The 18,067-nt window shown below is 32.3% G+C and carries 16 protein-coding genes and 1 riboswitch; all 16 genes read right to left on the bottom strand.

Going from position 1 to position 18,067, the window contains the following annotated elements:
* Position 1 precedes the first annotated feature (1 nt).
* Entirely contained in the window at positions 2-1,012 is a 1,011-nt protein-coding gene (locus DUT90_RS12570) for a homocysteine S-methyltransferase family protein (protein WP_114427528.1), read from the bottom strand.
* A 47-nt stretch (positions 1,013-1,059) separates the two neighbouring features.
* Positions 1,060-1,214: riboswitch (SAM riboswitch) on the bottom strand.
* Between the two features lie 103 nt (positions 1,215-1,317).
* Positions 1,318-2,205 (bottom strand): cysteine synthase CysM, encoded by an 888-nt coding sequence (gene cysM, locus DUT90_RS12565; RefSeq protein ID WP_114427527.1) that lies wholly within the window; start codon positions 2,203-2,205, stop codon positions 1,318-1,320.
* Positions 2,206-2,964, bottom strand: a complete 759-nt coding sequence (epsC, locus tag DUT90_RS12560) for a serine O-acetyltransferase EpsC (RefSeq protein ID WP_114427526.1) — start codon at positions 2,962-2,964, stop codon at positions 2,206-2,208.
* 5 nt (positions 2,965-2,969) lie between these two features.
* Positions 2,970-3,299 carry a 2Fe-2S iron-sulfur cluster-binding protein gene (locus tag DUT90_RS12555; RefSeq protein WP_114427525.1) on the bottom strand — a complete coding sequence of 110 codons (330 nt, stop codon included), beginning with the start codon at positions 3,297-3,299 and terminating at the stop codon, positions 2,970-2,972.
* 234 nt (positions 3,300-3,533) lie between these two features.
* Complete coding sequence (locus DUT90_RS12550) at positions 3,534-4,589, bottom strand: NAD(P)/FAD-dependent oxidoreductase (RefSeq protein WP_114427524.1); 1,056 nt, start codon at positions 4,587-4,589, stop codon at positions 3,534-3,536.
* 83 nt (positions 4,590-4,672) lie between these two features.
* Positions 4,673-5,248 (bottom strand): bifunctional precorrin-2 dehydrogenase/sirohydrochlorin ferrochelatase, encoded by a 576-nt coding sequence (locus DUT90_RS12545; RefSeq protein WP_114427523.1) that lies wholly within the window; start codon positions 5,246-5,248, stop codon positions 4,673-4,675.
* A complete protein-coding gene (gene cobA / locus DUT90_RS12540; RefSeq protein ID WP_114427522.1) occupies positions 5,248-6,024 on the bottom strand; it encodes a uroporphyrinogen-III C-methyltransferase in 777 nt (258 codons plus the stop codon). Before cobA ends, DUT90_RS12545 begins: the two co-directional genes overlap by 1 nt.
* A 9-nt stretch (positions 6,025-6,033) precedes the next feature.
* Complete coding sequence (locus tag DUT90_RS12535; protein WP_114427521.1) at positions 6,034-8,136, bottom strand: HEPN domain-containing protein; 2,103 nt, start codon at positions 8,134-8,136, stop codon at positions 6,034-6,036.
* A gap of 8 nt (positions 8,137-8,144) precedes the next feature.
* Complete coding sequence (locus DUT90_RS12530; protein ID WP_114427520.1) at positions 8,145-9,392, bottom strand: sulfate adenylyltransferase subunit 1; 1,248 nt, start codon at positions 9,390-9,392, stop codon at positions 8,145-8,147.
* Between the two features lie 79 nt (positions 9,393-9,471).
* A complete protein-coding gene (gene cysD, locus DUT90_RS12525; RefSeq protein ID WP_114427519.1) occupies positions 9,472-10,377 on the bottom strand; it encodes a sulfate adenylyltransferase subunit CysD in 906 nt (301 codons plus the stop codon).
* A gap of 12 nt (positions 10,378-10,389) precedes the next feature.
* Entirely contained in the window at positions 10,390-11,004 is a 615-nt protein-coding gene (locus DUT90_RS12520) for a phosphoadenosine phosphosulfate reductase family protein (RefSeq protein WP_114427680.1), read from the bottom strand.
* Positions 11,004-11,267, bottom strand: a complete 264-nt coding sequence (locus tag DUT90_RS12515; RefSeq protein WP_114427518.1) for a DUF2061 domain-containing protein — start codon at positions 11,265-11,267, stop codon at positions 11,004-11,006. The genes DUT90_RS12520 and DUT90_RS12515 overlap by 1 nt, the downstream gene beginning before the upstream one ends.
* Positions 11,268-11,473: 206 nt before the next feature.
* The gene (locus tag DUT90_RS12510) at positions 11,474-11,887 is read right to left on the bottom strand and encodes an Rrf2 family transcriptional regulator (RefSeq protein ID WP_114427517.1); all 414 of its coding nucleotides are present in this window, start codon (positions 11,885-11,887) and stop codon (positions 11,474-11,476) included.
* A gap of 28 nt (positions 11,888-11,915) precedes the next feature.
* A complete protein-coding gene (locus DUT90_RS12505) occupies positions 11,916-13,085 on the bottom strand; it encodes an O-succinylhomoserine sulfhydrylase (protein ID WP_114427516.1) in 1,170 nt (389 codons plus the stop codon).
* A 133-nt stretch (positions 13,086-13,218) separates the two neighbouring features.
* Positions 13,219-16,611, bottom strand: a complete 3,393-nt coding sequence (gene thrA, locus DUT90_RS12500) for a bifunctional aspartate kinase/homoserine dehydrogenase I (protein WP_114427515.1) — start codon at positions 16,609-16,611, stop codon at positions 13,219-13,221.
* Positions 16,612-16,693: 82 nt separating this feature from the next.
* Complete coding sequence (locus tag DUT90_RS12495) at positions 16,694-17,968, bottom strand: O-acetylhomoserine aminocarboxypropyltransferase/cysteine synthase family protein (protein WP_114427514.1); 1,275 nt, start codon at positions 17,966-17,968, stop codon at positions 16,694-16,696.
* Positions 17,969-18,067: the final 99 nt, after the last annotated feature.

Below are 18,067 nucleotides of genomic sequence, written 5' to 3'. Positions count from 1 at the left end.
ATTAAGACTCTGAGATAAGTTCTGCATGAGGTCTTGGTTCGTATTTCGACGCTATATCTGCAATTACGCGAATATGATCTGGACTGGTTCCACAACACCCGCCAATAATATTTATTAAATTCTTTTTTAAATACTCTTCAATTTGTTCACCCATTTCTTCTGGAGTTTCATCATACTCTCCAAAAGCATTTGGTAAACCTGCATTAGGATGCGCAGAGATTGCAAATTCTGTTTTATTGGCTATAGCTTCTAAGTGGGGTTGTAATAAATTGGCTCCTAAAGCACAATTAAAACCTACAGATAATAACGGAATATGAGATACTGAAATTAAAAAAGCTTCTGCTGTTTGTCCAGACAAAGTTCTTCCTGAAGCATCAGTAATGGTTCCACTTAACATTACAGGAACTTGAATATTGCGTTCATCTTTTACCTCTTCAATGGCAAACAATGCTGCTTTTGCATTTAGGGTATCAAAAACCGTTTCTACCAATAATAAATCTGCTCCACCATCTAATAACGCTTCTACTTGTTGTTTATAGGCAATTCTTAACTCGTCAAAAGTAACGGCCCTGTAACCAGGATCGTTAACATCTGGAGACATACTTGCTGTTCTATTTGTAGGTCCTATAGAACCTGCGACAAAACGAGGTTTGTGTGGTTCTTTAGCCGTAAATTCATCCGCAACTTCTTTAGCTATTTTTGCAGACTGATAGTTTAGTTCGTACACCAAATCTTCCATTTGGTAATCTGCCATAGCTATTGTTGTTCCAGAAAACGTATTGGTTTCTATAATATCTGCACCTGCTTCAAAATACTTACCATGAATGGTTTTTATAGCTTCTGGTTGGGTTATAGATAGTAAATCGTTATTACCTTGTAACGGAGTTGGATAGTCTTTAAAGCGTTCTCCTCTAAAATCTTCTTCTGTAAATTTATAGGCTTGTAACATAGTACCCATTGCACCATCTAAAACTAAAATTCTTTCTTGTAAAGCTTTGTAAATATTTGACATATTTTAATATTCTTTAATATGTCATCAGGAAAAGTGAAGTTTTTTCGCTGTTATCTTTCAATTTTTTTCCTGAAACGTAATTCTGGATAAATTGTAGAATGTAGCACCTTCTTTTATCTTTAAAATAAAGATCTTGGTTTTACCAAGACAAGGGTTGCTAAGGTTTCAACGGGTCTAATCCCTCTACCTTTCGTGATAACGTATTAATAAGTTTATGAACTAAATTCGATACAAAGTAACGAACTTTTTTTATGATTTAATAATGAATATCAATTTTCTTTAAAACTATCATCATAATAAAATAGTTATTCAAAAATATCTGATGATAAATATCTATCTCCTCTATCGCAAATAATAGCTACTACTACACCCTTGTCTATAGAATTGGCTACTTTTATTGCTGTAGCGACAGAGCCTCCACTGCTCATCCCAGAAAAAATACCTTCTTCTTGCGCCAAACGAATAGTCATTTCTTTAGCTTCTTCTTGACTAACTTCTAAAATTTGATCTATTTTATTAGGTTTAAAAATAGCTGGTAAATATTCTTCTGGCCACTTTCTAATTCCTGGAATTTTAGCTCCATCTTTTGGTTGTGCTCCTATAATTTTAATAGCTTCATTTTTACCTTTAAGATAATCTGATACACCTGTAATGGTTCCTGTTGTTCCCATAGCAGAAACAAAATGCGTTACCTGACCTTCTGTATCTCTCCAAATTTCTGGACCTGTTGTGTTATAATGAGCTTTAGGATTATCGAAATTATCAAACTGATTTAAGCGAAAATATCCTTTTTTATATTTTAATTTTAAAGCATAATCTATAGCACCTTCCATACCTTTATCTGCAGGCGTCAAAATTACTTTTGCGCCATATGCACGCATGGTTTTTACTCTTTCTATTGTAGAATTCTCTGGCATTGTAATTACCATATTTACACCCAACACTTTTGCCATTAGTGATAAAGCAATACCTGTATTTCCACTAGTTGCCTCTACTAAAGTATCTCCTTTTTTAATATTTTTCTTTTTTATGGCTTCAGAAATCATGTAATAAGCAGCTCTATCTTTTACACTTCCTCCTGGATTGTTCCCTTCTAGTTTTAACAGTAAGGTTACGCCTTCTTTTTGAAATATGTTTTGCGCTTCCACCAACGGTGTATTTCCAACAAAATCTATGATACTTTTAGTTTTCATTTAATTTCTCTTTTGAAATATTTTATTTTCTGATTGCACAGTAACAACCGAGTTTTCTGGAATAGATTCTGTAATGCAAACATTTGCTCCTACCACAGAGTTGGCTCCAATAACTACATCTCCTCCTAAAATTGTTGCGTTTGCATAGATAACAACTCCGCTCTGTATGGTTGGATGTCTTTTGGTTGATGCCAAACTTTTCTTTACTTGAATTCCTCCAAGAGTTACTCCTTGAAATATTTGTACATCATCTCCAATAATAGCAGATTCTCCTATAACAATACCTGTAGCATGGTCTATATGAAAAGATGCTCCTATTTCAGCTCCTGGATGAATATCTGTACCTGTTGCACCATGAGCAAACTCACTCATCATTCTTGGTAAAATAGGAACTTCTAATTTTAATAATTGATTGCTTAAACGATAGACCGCTATGGCATAAAATCCTGGATATGCTAAATAAATTTCATCTAGACTTTTAGATGCTGGATCGTTTTTATGAGCAGCTATAGCATCTAAGTCTAATTTTTCTCTAATTTCTGTAAAGTAACTTTCGTAAGCAGCCCATATTTCTGCTCCGTTTTCTAAAGATAATCTTTCTATAATCTTTAAAAATTGCATTCTTGTTTCAGGACCACTTTTTGACAGGTGGTTTACATCAAACAAATTATTGATTAATTGTTTGGTAAAGCTAGCTACAGCATCTCTTAAACACATGCTGTAATTTGTAAATGTAATTTTTGACACTACTTCTTTCATCAATATTAGGCTTCTGGAGCTAATTCTACTTCTAGTCCGTCTATTTCTGGAGTCATTTGTATTTGACATCCTAATCTACTGTTATCTTCTACATAAAACGCTTCTGCTAACATGGCATCTTCATCATCAGACATTTCTGGTAATTTGTGATCTGATTTTATATAACATTGACAGGATGCACACATTGCCATACCGCCGCAAACGCCTATTGTACCTTCTTCTGCTAATTCATAAGAACGTACAACTTCCATTAGGTTCATTGCCATATCGGTTGGTGCTACAACTTCATGTGTTTCACCATTTCTGTCTGTTATTTTTATATTGATGTCTTGCATCTTATTTTATTTTATAATGGTCTGCAAAGTTACACAAACCTGACATTGTAAATAAACAATTTATTAGAATAAAGCATTTTGTTTCAAAAAAGTTTAGCCCAGATTGAAGCATTTGTTTGAGCTCTTTTTACCTTTTTTGGTAAAAAAGCGAGTGCTGAAAGCTGGAAATAGCTTCTAATAAATAGTATTTTTTACCTGTAAGATGTTTGAAACCTTATAAGTGTTGAACTTGTATTATTCTATAGCTTTTACTACGGCCTTTGGTGCTTCTTTTTTAGTACCATCAAAACCTTCTACACCACCAACAGTTGTGTACTTCATTACATATTTTTTGTCTGGAAAAATACGTTTGTACGCACTTTGACACATTAGTGTTGCTTCATGAAAACCACATAGAATTAACTTTAGTTTTCCTGGGTATGTATTTACATCTCCAATAGCGTAAATACCTTCTATATTGGTTTGGTAGTCTAATGCGTTGTTTACTTTAATGGCATTTTTTTCTATTTCTAAGCCCCAATTTGCTATTGGTCCTAGTTTAGGTGATAGCCCAAATAACGGAATAAAATGATCTGTATCTATAATAAAACCGTCTTCTCCTTTTTTCTCTACAACTACACCAGTTACCTTATCTTCTCCAATAATACCTTTTACTTCTGCAGGCGTAATTAAATTGATTTTACCTAGATTTTTTAATTCTTGAACTTTTTCTACAGAGTCTAATGCACCTCTAAATTCGTTTCTTCTGTGAATTAATGTTACGTCTGATGCTACATTTGATAAGAAAATTGCCCAGTCTAAAGCAGAATCTCCTCCACCAGAAATTACTACTTTTTTGTCTCTGTACAATTCTGGTTCTTTTATAATGTATTCTACACCATTATCTTCAAAATTTGCAATATTAGGTATTAAAGGTTTTCTTGGTTCAAAAGACCCTAAACCTCCTGCAATAGCTACTACTTTTGCATGGTGTTTTGTACCTTTATTGGTGGTTACTATAAACGTACCATCTTCTTGCTTGTCTATAGTATCTGCACGTTCTCCTAACGTAAAGCCTGGTTCAAATTGTTTAATTTGCTCCATTAGTTTATGCGTTAAATCTCCTGCTAAAATTTCTGGATAAGCTGGGATATCATAAATTGGTTTTTTAGGGTAAATCTCTGAACATTGCCCTCCTGGTTGCGCTAAAGCATCTATTAAGTGACATTTTAGTTTTAACAAACCTGCTTCAAAAACTGTAAATAATCCTGTTGGTCCTGCACCAATAATTAGTATATCTGTTGTAATCATATTGCTTAAATTTGTCAATTTTGAGATTTCTTGATACGTTTTTTTTTATTCTTTAAAAAACACTCAAAATGACAGTTTTTCTTTTATTTTTCTACTAAACTTTTTGTGAATTCGTTTAGCTTTTCTACTTTTTCTTCAAAGTTTCCTTTGATGGTTTTTCTATATTCGTTTAGGTTTTTTACTAAATCGTCTACATTTTCTGGAATAACATCTTCAAAAAATTGACGTAATCTTTTAGCGGTTGTTGGCGATTTTCCGTTTGTAGAAATTGCTACTTTTACATTTCCTTTTGTTACAATTCCGCCCATATAAAAATCGCAATATGGAGGGTTGTCTGCTACGTTTACCAGTTTTGCTTCTGCCCTACAATCTTTCCAAACTTGAACATTTACTTCTGGAATATCTGTAGTAGCTACCACCATATGTCTACCTTGCAAATATTTTTTATTGTAACTATCTTTTACTAAGGTAACACATCCTTTTTTTGCCAATTCTATAGTACCTTCTCTAAACATAGGAGAAACCATTAAAACCTTGGCATCTGGACTAGATTTTAAAAGAAATGTTAATTTTTCTTCGGCAACAAAACCCCCACCAACAATTAAAACGTTTAAGTTTTTTGCTTTTAAAAATATGGGATATAAATTATTTCTTTCCACTAAATTAATCCTCTTAAATCGTTAGCATAAAATGTATGCAATTCTGCAATGCTTTGTCGATGATTTACAACTTCACCTAACAAAATAATAGCAGGGTTTTTTAAATCTTTTTCTGCAACTATATCTTCTATAGTATCAACAGTACCTATACCTACTTTTTCATCAGGTCTTGTGCCATTTTGAATAATAGCTACTGGTAAATTGTGCTTACCCTCTGCTTTAAACAGCGCTACTATTTGAGCTAACTTACTCATACCCATTAACACGACAACTGTTGCGTTTGATTTTGCAGCAAGTTTAACGTCATTAGATAATTTGTGCTCTTTAGTTGTACCTGTTATAACCCAAAAGCTTTCTGCACTTCCTCTTTTAGTAACAGGTATGTTTTGGCTAGCAGCAACTGCCATTGATGATGAAATACCTGGCACCATGGCAACTTCTATACCAAAATTGGCTGCATACTCCATCTCTTCTGCACCTCTACCAAAGATAAAAGGATCACCTCCTTTTAAGCGCACTACATGTCCGTCTAATTTTGCACGAGAAACAATTAACTCATTAATTTGTTCTTGTTGATATTTATAACAACCTCTTCGTTTTCCTACAAAAATCTTTTCGGCATTTGGATTGATATACGCTAGCAATTTTTCATTTACCAAAGCGTCATACAACACAACATCAGCAACCTTTAGAGTTTTAATCGCTTTTATAGTGATTAAATCTACATCTCCAGGACCAGCACCAACTACTGTTAACTTTGGTATTTTAATACTCATTTTTTCTATTTAAATAGCTTTTGCTGCTACGGTTGTTTCTGCTTGCCTATATGCTCTTACTTTGTCTAAGAAAAGACTAGCATCATTGATATACTTTCTTGCAAAATCTTCTGTAGGTGCAAATTTATTAATTTGATAGATAAACTCAGAGAAAGTAGTTGTTAAATCTATTTTTTGTGATGCCACAAACAAATCATCAAACTGCGCAATAATACTTGCATGGGTATTTGTTTTTTTATTTGCTGATAATAATGATGCTTTTGCTGAATTTACCATAGATTGGTATGCATAATAGATTGCGCCAGAATATACTTGGTTTTCTAAGGCTTCTTTTGCATTTTCTATTTTTTCATCACTTTCTAAAAATAAAGTCGCAATTAAATCGATTACTACTCCGGCACATTCTCCTATACCAATTGCTTTGACATATTTTTCTTCTTCACCCCAATCTATAAAATCTTCTTGGGTTAAATTGGTAACATCTTGTAAGTCTTGTAAGAAGTTATAGAAATATTTTTCTCCTTTTTCTTTATAATAATCAACAAATTGTTTTCCGTTTGCATTTGCTTCAAAATCATTTAAAATTCTGCGTAACGCTTCTGGTCCTCTTCTACTTGGTACCTTTACTACTTTGTCTGCAAAAACACCATTTCCATCACCTAAATTACCACCACCTAACAATACTTGTAATGCTGGTGCAATTAATTTGTCTGATGTTCTTACCGTCATCCCTTGAAAACCAATATTTGCCATATTGTGTTGGCCACAAGCATTCATACAACCGCTAATTTTAATTACCAAATCTTGGTTTTCTAAATACTGAGGATATTCTGCTGCAATAACTCTTTCCAATTCTTCTGCAATACCTGTACTACTTGCAATACCCAAGTTACAGGTATCTGTACCAGGACAAGCTGTTATATCTACTGCTTTATTGTAACCTGCTTCTACAAAACCTAATTTTTCTAGTTCCTGATAGAAGTAAGGTACTAAATCTTCTTTTACAAAAGGAATTACAATGTTTTGACGTAAAGTTAATCTTACTTCTCCTGCTGCATATTTGTCTACTAAATCGGCTAACAAACGTGCTTTATCTGTATAAAAATCTCCTAATAATACTTTAATACCGATAGCTACATATCCTTCTTGTTTTTGTGGAATTAAGTTGGTTGATTTCCACAAAGTAAAAGCTGTTTCATCTTTAATAGTAACTTGTGTTGCTTTTACAGCAACAGGAACTGATGGCACATATGCATCTGCATCAATAGGAACACTTTTTAAAGCAATGGCTTTTTGTTCTTGTGCAATTAATTCTCTAAATGCATCTAAACCAATATCTTTTAATAAGAATTTCATTCTAGCTTTAGCTCTACTTTTACGCTCACCATATCTATCAAAAATTCTTAAAACACCTTCCATTACTGGAATAATTTTATCTGATGGCAAAAAGTCATATAAAACATCTGCATGTCTTGGTTGAGAACCTAAACCTCCTGCAACTAAAACTTTAAAACCTCTTACACCGTCTTGAATTTTAGCAATGTAGCCTAAATCATGTAAATAAGACAACCCAGTATCTTCATCTGTAGAAGAAAAAGAAACTTTAAATTTACGTCCCATTTCTTGACAAATTGGGTTACGCAAAAAGAATTTATACAATGCATCTGCGTACGGAGAAACATCAAAAGGTTCGTTTACATCTATACCTGCCGTTTCTGATGCAGTTACATTTCTAACTACATTACCACAGGCTTCTCTTAATGTAACATCATCACGTTCTAGTTCTGCCCACAACTCTGGAGTTCTATTTAAATCTACATAGTGAATTTGTATATCTTGACGGGTGGTAATATGCAATCTTCCTCTAGAATACTCATCAGAAACTTTAGAGATTCTTCTTAATTGATTGCTCTTTAACTTACCATAAGGTATTTTTATACGAATCATTTGTACGCCTTCTTGACGCTGACCGTAAACACCTCTTGCCAAACGTAGGCTTCTAAATTTTTCTTCGTCTATTTGTAGATTATTAAATGCAGCAATCTTATCTGCCAATTCAATAATATCTCTTTCTACAACTGGATTTTCTATTTCTGTTTCAAAACTTCTCATCTCGTTATCTATTTTATAAAACCTACTCCTACAGTATTGTTTGTTTTTGGATTAATTAAAATAAATGAACCATTAGATTTGTTGTCTTTATAAGCATCGAAAGACAATGGTTTACTTAATTTTAATTGTATATCTCCTATTTGATTTAACTCTAATTCTGATGGATTTTCTTCTACCCCAGAAAAATCTGTTTTAATAATACTTTTTAGTTGTGTAATTTTTGCCTGAGCATCGTTTACACCGTGTTTGATATAGTATCTTTGTGATGCTTGTAAAGGTTCTTTATCCATCCAACAAATTGTAGCATCTAATTGTTTTGCTATGGTTGGCTGTTCAGCTACTTTTACCAACATATCTCCTCTGCTTACATTAACGTTGTCTTCTAAAGTAATGGTAACAGAACTTCCTCTTTTTGCTTTTTGATATTCTTTATCAAAGAAATTAATACTCTTAACCTTAGATGTCGTTAAAGATGGAAGTACTGCAACTTCATCTCCTACTTCTATATCTCCTCCGTAAATTTTACCTGCATACCCTCTATAATCATGATACTCTTCCGTTTTTGGTCTGATAACCGTTTGTACAGGAAAACGAGTTTGAGATTCATCATTAATATCATCTGCATCTAATCTTTCTAAATGGTGCATTAAGGTTTCCCCTTGATACCAATCCATATTATCAGACTTATCTACTACGTTATCTCCTTTTAAGGCAGATAATGGAATAAACGTTAAATTTTGACCTTTGTACTCGCTTTTACTAGCTAAGTATTCGATTTCTCCTTTGATTGCATTGAATTTTTCTTCAGAAAAGTCAACCAAATCCATTTTATTTACAGCAATTACAACATCTTTAATTCTCAATAAATTATTGATGAAAAAGTGTCTGTACGTTTGCTCTACAACCCCGTTTCTAGCATCAATTAAAACAATAGAAGCTTGTGCTGTAGAAGCACCAGTTACCATGTTTCTGGTATATTCTATATGCCCAGGAGTATCTGCAATAATGAAACTTTTTGAAGGTGTAGAAAAATAAATATGTGCTACATCAATAGTAATTCCCTGTTCTCTTTCTGCTACTAAACCATCTGTTGCTAAAGAAAAGTCTAAATAATCAAACCCTCTTTGGCGACTTTTTTCTTCTATGGCTTCTAATTTATCATCAGTTAGTGATTTTGTATCGTATAAAATACGACCAATCAAGGTACTTTTACCATCATCTACACTACCTGCTGTTGCTATTTTTAATACTTTCATTTTTATTATTTTGTGGTTATTGGTTTATGGTTGTTGGTTATTCACTAAAAACTACCAACTAAAAACCAGTAACTATAATTTAGAAATACCCTTGTTGTTTACGTTTTTCCATTGCTGCTTCCGAACGCTTATCGTCAATTCTTGCACCTCTTTCTGAAATGGAAGAATCTCTAATTTCTTCAACAACTTTTACGATATCTACTGCATCTGACAATACTGCAGCGGTACAACTCATATCTCCTACAGTTCTAAATCGAACCATTCTTTCTACTACTTCTTCCTCTTCATCTCTATACACAACAGCATCATCTGCAGACCATATCATACCGTCTCTAACAAATGTTTTTCTTTTGTGTGCAAAATAAATAGAAGGAATTTCAATTTCCTCTTGTTCTATATAAGACCAAACGTCTAATTCTGTCCAGTTAGAAATTGGAAAAACACGTACATTCTGGCCTAAATCTATACGACCGTTTAACATATCAAATACTTCTGGACGTTGATTTTTCTCATCCCATTGTCCAAAATCATCTCTAACAGAAAAGATTCTTTCTTTTGCTCTCGCTTTTTCTTCATCTCTTCTAGCTCCTCCAATACATGCGTCAAAACCAAACTCTTCAATGGCATCTAATAAAGTTTCCGTTTGCAACATATTTCTACTTGCGTATCTTCCTGTCTCTTCTTTAACTCGTCCAGAATCGATATTATCTTGTACATTTCTTACAATCAACTCAACCCCTAATTCTTCAACTAATCTGTCTCTAAATTCTATAGTCTCCGGAAAATTGTGTCCAGTATCGATATGCATTAAAGGAAAAGGAATTTTTGCAGGATAAAATGCTTTTTGTGCCAAACGCACTAACGTTATACTGTCTTTTCCTCCAGAAAACAGCAACACAGGTTTTTCAAACTGTGCAACTACTTCTCTAAAAATAAAAATTGCTTCACTTTCTAAAGCATCTACTTGTATTGTCTCTTTGCTCATTTTTATATTTTTTTAGATGTGTAAACCACATTCGCGGTTACTCTCTACTTTTGTCGGATCGAAATATGTAAATTCATTCGGCAATTCTCTTTCTTCTAGATAAGTATCTAACTCTTCATCAGACCAATTGTAAAAAGGACTTACTTTTACAATACCATCTTTACTTTGAGAAACTACATCTATACTATCTCTAAAAGCTGTTTGCCCTTTTCTTAAGTTTGTAAACCAAACATCTGGTTGATGTTCTGCCATAGCTCTAGAGAATGGCTCTAGTTTTACTTGCTTTGTAAAAACTGCGTGTTTTGGATCATCAATAGATGGCACTCCTAACACAATGTTTCTATGCGCAACGGTTTGCTTTGGCACATACAAATGAATATTTAAATTCAATTTTTGAATAATTTCTTCTGCATGTTTATAAGTCTGTACAGTATTATAACCTGTATCACACCAAATTACTTTAATATCTTTTTTAACCTCGGTAACTGCTTTTAAGATGGCCACTTCGTAAGGTCTAAAATTTGTAGTAATTACTGGGTTTTCTGATAAAGAAATAGCCCATGTAATAATTTCTGATGGACTTTTACCTTGTAATTCTTTATTTACTTGTTCTAAATTTAGGTTCATTATTTTCCCCATTTTATTTTATTCCAGATTCTTTCGTGAAAGAAATACAAAATCAACTTTGTTAAAAAATCTACTGATGCTATTGAGGTTGCTAGAGCTATTTCTCCTGTTAAAATATAAGAAACCACTAATGTATCTAGTGTTCCTACAACTCTCCAGCTTAAAGCCTTTATAACACTGCGTAAAGGTTTTTCAGAGTTCTTATCTTCTTCAAAACCCTTACCCTGTGTTTTTTTGCTAAAAATGATTTGGTTTAAAATCATAAAAAATCAATTCAAATATTACCCTATTTGTTTAGTAGGGTATGCAAACATACATCAAATATTACATTATAGTCGTATAAAAAACTTAAAAATAAGCTAAACCCTATAGATTTAGTAGATTAATAAAAAAATATAGAAATTTTTAAGAATATGTAATTACTACAAGGTTATCGTTCTAAAATAAACATTGCTTTAATTGAAGGTTTTTAGCAATCACAGAGATCTGCCAGCGTTGTGTTTCTAAAGATTTCTAATGAACTGTCTCTAACTTGAATCATTAGTTTGTGAACTGCACATGTATTTTCATCAGGACAATCAGCACATTTTTCGTAAAAATTTAAACTTACACAAGGCACCATTGCTATTGGTCCTTCTAAAACACGCATGACCGATGTCATTTGAATGTCTTTTGGTTTTTTTAATAAGTAATAACCACCACCTTTTCCTTTTTTAGAACCTAAAAAACCGTTTTTTCGAAGTGTTAGCAATATGCTTTCTAAAAACTTTAAAGAAATATTTTCACTATTAGATATCGTGGCAATTTGAACAGGAATATTTCCTTCTTGCCTTGCTAAAAAAGTAAGTGCTTTAATTCCGTATTTTGTTTTTTTAGAAAGCATATAGCAAAACTAAGCAAAATAAATCTAATTAATTTACTTCTAATGCTTGTTGAACATCTAAAATGATATCTTCTACATTTTCTAAACCTACTGAAACTCTTACTAATCCATCTGTTATTCCAACTTCTAATCGATCTTCTTCTGATAAACGCCCATGTGTGGTTGATGATGGGTGAGTAACAATAGTTCTTGTATCTCCTAAATTTGCAGAAAGTGAACACATTTTTATACTATCTAAAAATTTTCTCCCAGCTTCTATCCCTCCTTTAATTTCAAAAGCAACTATGTTACCTCCTAACTTCATTTGTTTTTGAGCCACTTTGTATTGAGGATGTGATTGTAAAAAAGGATATTTTACCAATTCTACATTGGGGTTCGTTTCTAAAAACTCAGCTAATTTTAGCGCATTTTCGCAGTGTTTTTCAACTCTGATAGATAGCGTTTCTAAACTTTTTGACAATACCCATGCATTAAAAGGTGACATTGCAGGCCCTGTATTTCTAGCAAATAAATAAATCTCTCTTATTAAATCTTCTCGCCCAACAGTAACTCCTCCTAAAACACGACCTTGACCATCTATCAATTTTGTAGCTGAATGGATTACCAAATCTGCACCAAACTTGATTGGTTGTTGAATGTATGGAGTTGCAAAGCAATTGTCTACAATAAAAATTAGATTATATTTTTTTGCTATACTGCCAATTAATTCTAAATCTAAAATATCGACTGCAGGATTTGTAGGTGTTTCTATGTATAAAATTTTTGTATTCTCTTTGATTAAACTTTCTACTATATCAACTTCATCTACCTTAAAATAAGACGTTTCAATATTCCATTTTGGCAAGTATTTGGTAAACATACTGTGTGTTGAACCAAATACAGATCTACAAGAAACAATATGATCTCCTGCATTTAACAATGCTGCAAATGAAGAAAAAATGGCAGACATACCAGTAGCAAAAGCATACCCAGCTGCTGCTCCTTCCATAGCTACAATTTTATCAACAAATTCAGTTGTATTAGGATTTGTAAATCTACTGTATAAGTTTCTTTGTTTTTCTTCTGCAAAAGAAGCACGCATCTCTTCTGCATCATCAAAAACAAAACTTGAAGTTAAATATAATGGTGTTGAATGTTCAGAAAACTGAGTTCTTTCAGTCTGAGTTCTTATAGCTTGGGTTTCAAAGTTTTTCTTCATTTCTATTATGTAAACTATCGTCTTTTTGTAAACTAATTATTTTAATATCGATGTCTTGACACAATTTTTTCTCATTGTTCAAAAAAATTAATTGTCTTTGCCGCAAGAAGGCTCAAAATGACAGTCTTTTTTTTTATTTGGCAAGTCTTAAAATATCACCAAAAACACCTCTTGCGGTTACTTTAGATCCTGCTCCTGCTCCTTGAATTACAATAGGTTGCTCTCCATAAGACTCTGTATAAATTTCAAAAATAGCATCAGAACCTTTTAAAGATCCTAAAGGAGTATTCTTAGAAACAGACACTAACTTTACAGCTAAATCGCCTTTATTTTTAGATAAATCTCCACTTAGTTCTCCAATATATCTTAATACAAAATTAGATTTTTGGTTTGATTTTATTTGTTCATATTCATCATTTAACAAATCTATTTTTTCAAGAAACTCATTTGCAGTTCTTTCTCTTAGGTTTTTTGGAATTAAATTTTTAATCTTAACATCATCCAATTCATTTTCTAAATCTAATTCTCTTGCTAAAATGAGTAATTTTCTAGCTACATCATTACCTCCTAAATCTTCTCTTGGGTCTGGTTCTGTAAAACCTTTATTTATAGCTTCTTCCAATACTTTAGAAAACGGAACATCTTCTACTGAAAATGTATTGAATAAATAGCTTAGTGAACCTGAAAAAACTCCTCTAATTTTAGTAATATTTTCTCCAGACTCGTGCAACAATCTAATGGTATCTATTAATGGTAAACCTGCACCTACGTTGGTTTCATATAGGTATTGCTTTTTATATTCTTTTAACTTTCTTCTTACTTCTTGATAAAATTCGAAAGACAAAGTGTTTGCTATTTTATTGCACGATACCAAATCAAAACCAGCCTCAATAAAAGGAATATAGTTACTTACAAAAGAAACACTAGCGGTATTATCTACAGCAATTAAATTTTCTAAATGATGCTCTTTTGCAAATGTAATAACATCATCTATAGTTTTAGAACTATCTCCTTTATGCATCAAATCGTCTTGCCAACTTATAGCTACTCCATCTTTATTTAATAATATCTTTTTTGAGTTTGCAACCGCAAAAACATTTAACTGTATTTTGCGCCTTTCTAAAACTGATTGCGTGTTTTCAATAATTTGGTCAATCAGGGTTCCGCCAACCAAACCTTTTCCAAAAACGGCAATATTTATTTTTTTGGTAACTCCAAAAACCTGACCATGAATTACATTAACAGCCTTATTTAGTTCTTCTTTTCTTACCACCAAACTTACATTTTTACCCGTAACCGTGTTGTTAAACAATACGGGCACAATTTGATTTTTGATAAGCGCGTTATAAGGGTGATGAAACTCGCTTAAATCTTGCCCTATAATAGAAATTACAGCAACTTCTTTTATAACAGAGATTTGATGAACATCTTGAGATTGAAAATCATTTTCAAACTCTTTTTCTAATGCATTTACTGCTTTTTTTGCATCTTGTCTATTTACAACAAAACCAATTCCGCGTTCTGAAGAACCTTGAGAAATAATACTAACACTTATATTATACTCACTTAAAACCTTAAAAATTCTAGCATCTACCCCAACTTTACCCAACAAACCTCTACCTTCAAAATTCAATAATGCTACGTCATCTATTGTAGATATCGTTTTAATTCCTGTTTTAGAAGACTTTGAGGTAATTAACGTACCTTGATCTTCGTTATTAAACGTATTTAAAATACGTAAGTTGATATTTTTTTCTACTAAAGGAATTATAGTTTTTGCATGTAACAATCGGGTACCAAAAGTAGCCAACTCATTGGCTTCAGAAAAAGACAATTCTTTTATCTTCTTAGCATCAGCAACCAATTTAGGGTCTGCAGTAAAAATTCCGTTAACATGTGTATAATTTTGTAATTCTGCTGCATCTAGGTAATTGGCTAATAAAGCCGCAGAATAATTACTACCATTTCTACCTAAAGTAGTTGTTTCATTATTTTTAGTAGATGCTATAAAACCAGTTACAACATTAATTTTTGTGTTATTTCTTTTAAAATAATTACTAATATTCTCTAATGAAACGCTATTAATAGGGGTTGCATTACCAAAAGTATCATCTGTAATTAACAAACCTCTTGTATCTGTAAATTTTGCTGGAATTCCATTTTCTTGCAATAAAGCAGTTACCGTTTTAGCTGCTACAATTTCTCCTTGTGCTAAAATTTGGTCTTTTACTTTATTACTATAATCTCCTAACAAATAAATTCCTTCTAAGAGTGTATTTACAAGCTTGAATTCTTTAGAAAAATCAACATTTATACCTGTTATATTTTGGTATTTTTCAATATCATGTAATTTTTGTTGATATGCTTTTTTGTGAGCAGCAAGCTGAATTACTTCTTCTAAATTGTCAGTTGTATCTCCTCTAGCAGAAATAACTATTGCTATTTTTTCTTTGGATTCAACTTTGGATTTTATAATGTTAATTGCATTGTAAATTCCATCTCCATTAGCTAATGATTTTCCTCCAAATTTTAAAATTTTGATTTTTTTATCCTTAAAATCTGGATTAAAAATTGGTGCAATTATTTTTTCTAATTGATCGTATTCTATCAAAAAGGCATCATGACCATGCACAGAGTTGATTTCATTATACGTTACATTTTCTTTAGTTAATGCAATTTTTTTGTGAGTCTCTCGATTTTCTTCTGCTGTAAAAAACAAATCAGAATCTACTCCAATAATATGAATATTTGCACTAATTGTATCTAAAACGTCAATCGATTTTTCTCCTCCAACAGTAACATCAATTGTTTTTAAAAGTTGATTCATCAATTTATAAGATGACAATTGATAACGTTCTTGTAACTTTTTACCATGATGCAACAACCAACTCTCTACATTAAAGAATTCTGAATTTTCTTTTTTTGAACGATGAAAACGTTCCTTAAAAGATTCTGGTGTTCTGTAGCACATCATTGCATGCATGCGCGCATCATGAACTGGGTTTTTAGAGTTTACTAAAAATTGTTCTTGAATTTGACAATTGGCAATTAACCAATCTGTAGATTTCCAATCTGTTGCTATTGGAATAAAATGCTGCGTTAATGTATTTTTTAACACAACCATTTCCCAAGCAATTCCGCCGCCTAAAGAACCTCCAATCAAAGCAAAAAGTTGCTCTATTTTTAGTTTTTTCAAGCCTTCTAGAAAAATTCTAGCAATATCTCTAGCAATAAAATCTTTATAATTGTCTATTAAAAACTCATCAAATCCGTTACCCGGAATATTAAAAGACAATACTGTATAGTTGTTGGTATTGATTGCTTTTGCTTTACCAACAATATCTCTCCACCAACCATTTTTACCACCAACTTCACTATTACCAGTTAGTGCATGATTGATTAAGATTACTGGTGCTGTACCTAATTGTTGTCCAAAAATTTGATAACTCAAATTCAGTTCATTTGTTTTTACACCAGACTCAGTTGTAAAGTTTTTTATTTTAATATGCTCTAATGGCTGTCTCATGCGTAGGTAAATTACTACAAAAATTCTTAAAAACTATAATGAATACACCCTTCAGGTTTTAAAAACCTGAAGGGTAGTTGTATTAAATTTTTGAAAAAGCAGTTTTTAAATCTGTTTTTAAATCTTCTATATCTTCTATACCCACAGATAAACGAATTAAATCTTGAGAAACACCAGCACTTTCTTGTTGTGCTTCGTCTAATTGTTGATGTGTTGTACTTGAAGGATGAATGATTAACGATTTTGTATCTCCTATATTTGCTAATAAAGAAAAAATCTTAGTTTCATTAGCTATTGTTTTTGCAGCTTCAAAACCACCTTTAGCACCAAAAGTTACAATTCCGCTTTGTCCTTTAGGTAAATATTTTTTTGCTAAGGTATTGTACTTACTACTTTCTAAACCAGGATAGTTTACCCATGCTACTTCTTCTTGTGCTTCTAACCATTTTGCCAATTCTAAAGCATTTTTAGAATGTTGTTGAATACGAACAGGTAACGTTTCTAAACCTTGAATAATATTGAATGCATTTGTTGGGCTAATTGCACCACCAAAATCTCGTAATCCTTCTAAGATTAGTTTAAAAGTATATGATGCTGCGCCTAAAGTTTCATAATATTTTAAACCATGGTAACCTGCAGATGGCTCTGTAAATTCTGGAAATTTACCATTAGACCAATCAAAAGTACCCCCATCTATAATTGCTCCTCCTAATGAGTTTCCTTGACCTCCAATATATTTTGTTAACGAATGAATCACAATATTAGCCCCGTGTTTTAATGGGTTTAATAAGGCTGGTGTTGCCACTGTATTATCTACAATAAAAGGTACTTGTGCTGCCTTAGAATGTACAGCAATTGCCTCTAAATCTAACACATCTAACTTAGGATTACCTAAAGATTCAACAAAAAATGCTCTTGTATTGTCTTGAACTGCCTCTGCAAAATTATCAGGATTAGAAGCATCTACAAATGTAGTTGTAATACCCAATCTAGGTAAGGTAACATTTAATAAATTATAGGTACCACCATACAAGCTACTAGAAGCCACAATATGATCTCCAGCCTTTAATAGTGTTAATAATCCTGTAGAAATTGCAGCTGTACCAGAAGCAAAAACAACAGCTCCTATACCTCCTTCTACAGCTGCCAAACGCTCTTGTAAAATTTGATTGGTAGGGTTGTTTAAACGCGTGTAAATAAAACCCAATTCTGCTAAGGAAAATAAATTTGCAGCGTGGTCTGCATTATTAAAAACATAAGACGTTGTTTGGTAAATAGGCACTGCTCTAGCTCCTCCATTTGCAGTAACATCATGTCCTGCGTGCAACGCATTTGTTGCTAATTTGTGTGTACTCATTTTTCTATTTTTTTGAGTTAATAAATCATTAAAACAAAAGTCAAATGCATCAATTTTATTTTGATGTACTTACTAGAAAAATGTTATTAAGAAATAGAA

Origin of the sequence: Polaribacter sp. WD7 (assembly GCF_003335085.1) — a bacterium.
Classification (GTDB): Bacteria; Bacteroidota; Bacteroidia; order Flavobacteriales; family Flavobacteriaceae; genus Polaribacter.
Note: the sequence above shows the minus strand (reverse complement) of the source record. Positions and strands in the feature narration are given on the sequence as shown.

What these genes read in the sequence shown, in the direction of transcription:
- DUT90_RS12570 (WP_114427528.1), bottom strand. Translation starts at nt 1,012, where the DNA reads ATGTCAAATATTTACAAAGCTTTACAAGAAAGAATTTTAGTTTTAGAT.
- cysM (WP_114427527.1), bottom strand. Translation starts at nt 2,205, where the DNA reads ATGAAAACTAAAAGTATCATAGATTTTGTTGGAAATACACCGTTGGTG.
- epsC (WP_114427526.1), bottom strand. Translation starts at nt 2,964, where the DNA reads ATGAAAGAAGTAGTGTCAAAAATTACATTTACAAATTACAGCATGTGT.
- DUT90_RS12555 (WP_114427525.1), bottom strand. Translation starts at nt 3,299, where the DNA reads ATGCAAGACATCAATATAAAAATAACAGACAGAAATGGTGAAACACAT.
- DUT90_RS12550 (WP_114427524.1), bottom strand. Translation starts at nt 4,589, where the DNA reads ATGATTACAACAGATATACTAATTATTGGTGCAGGACCAACAGGATTA.
- cobA (WP_114427522.1), bottom strand. Translation starts at nt 6,024, where the DNA reads ATGAGTATTAAAATACCAAAGTTAACAGTAGTTGGTGCTGGTCCTGGA.
- DUT90_RS12535 (WP_114427521.1), bottom strand. Translation starts at nt 8,136, where the DNA reads ATGAGAAGTTTTGAAACAGAAATAGAAAATCCAGTTGTAGAAAGAGAT.
- DUT90_RS12530 (WP_114427520.1), bottom strand. Translation starts at nt 9,392, where the DNA reads ATGAAAGTATTAAAAATAGCAACAGCAGGTAGTGTAGATGATGGTAAA.
- cysD (WP_114427519.1), bottom strand. Translation starts at nt 10,377, where the DNA reads ATGAGCAAAGAGACAATACAAGTAGATGCTTTAGAAAGTGAAGCAATT.
- DUT90_RS12520 (WP_114427680.1), bottom strand. Translation starts at nt 11,004, where the DNA reads ATGAACCTAAATTTAGAACAAGTAAATAAAGAATTACAAGGTAAAAGT.
- DUT90_RS12515 (WP_114427518.1), bottom strand. Translation starts at nt 11,267, where the DNA reads ATGATTTTAAACCAAATCATTTTTAGCAAAAAAACACAGGGTAAGGGT.
- DUT90_RS12510 (WP_114427517.1), bottom strand. Translation starts at nt 11,887, where the DNA reads ATGCTTTCTAAAAAAACAAAATACGGAATTAAAGCACTTACTTTTTTA.
- DUT90_RS12505 (WP_114427516.1), bottom strand. Translation starts at nt 13,085, where the DNA reads ATGAAGAAAAACTTTGAAACCCAAGCTATAAGAACTCAGACTGAAAGA.
- thrA (WP_114427515.1), bottom strand. Translation starts at nt 16,611, where the DNA reads ATGAGACAGCCATTAGAGCATATTAAAATAAAAAACTTTACAACTGAG.
- DUT90_RS12495 (WP_114427514.1), bottom strand. Translation starts at nt 17,968, where the DNA reads ATGAGTACACACAAATTAGCAACAAATGCGTTGCACGCAGGACATGAT.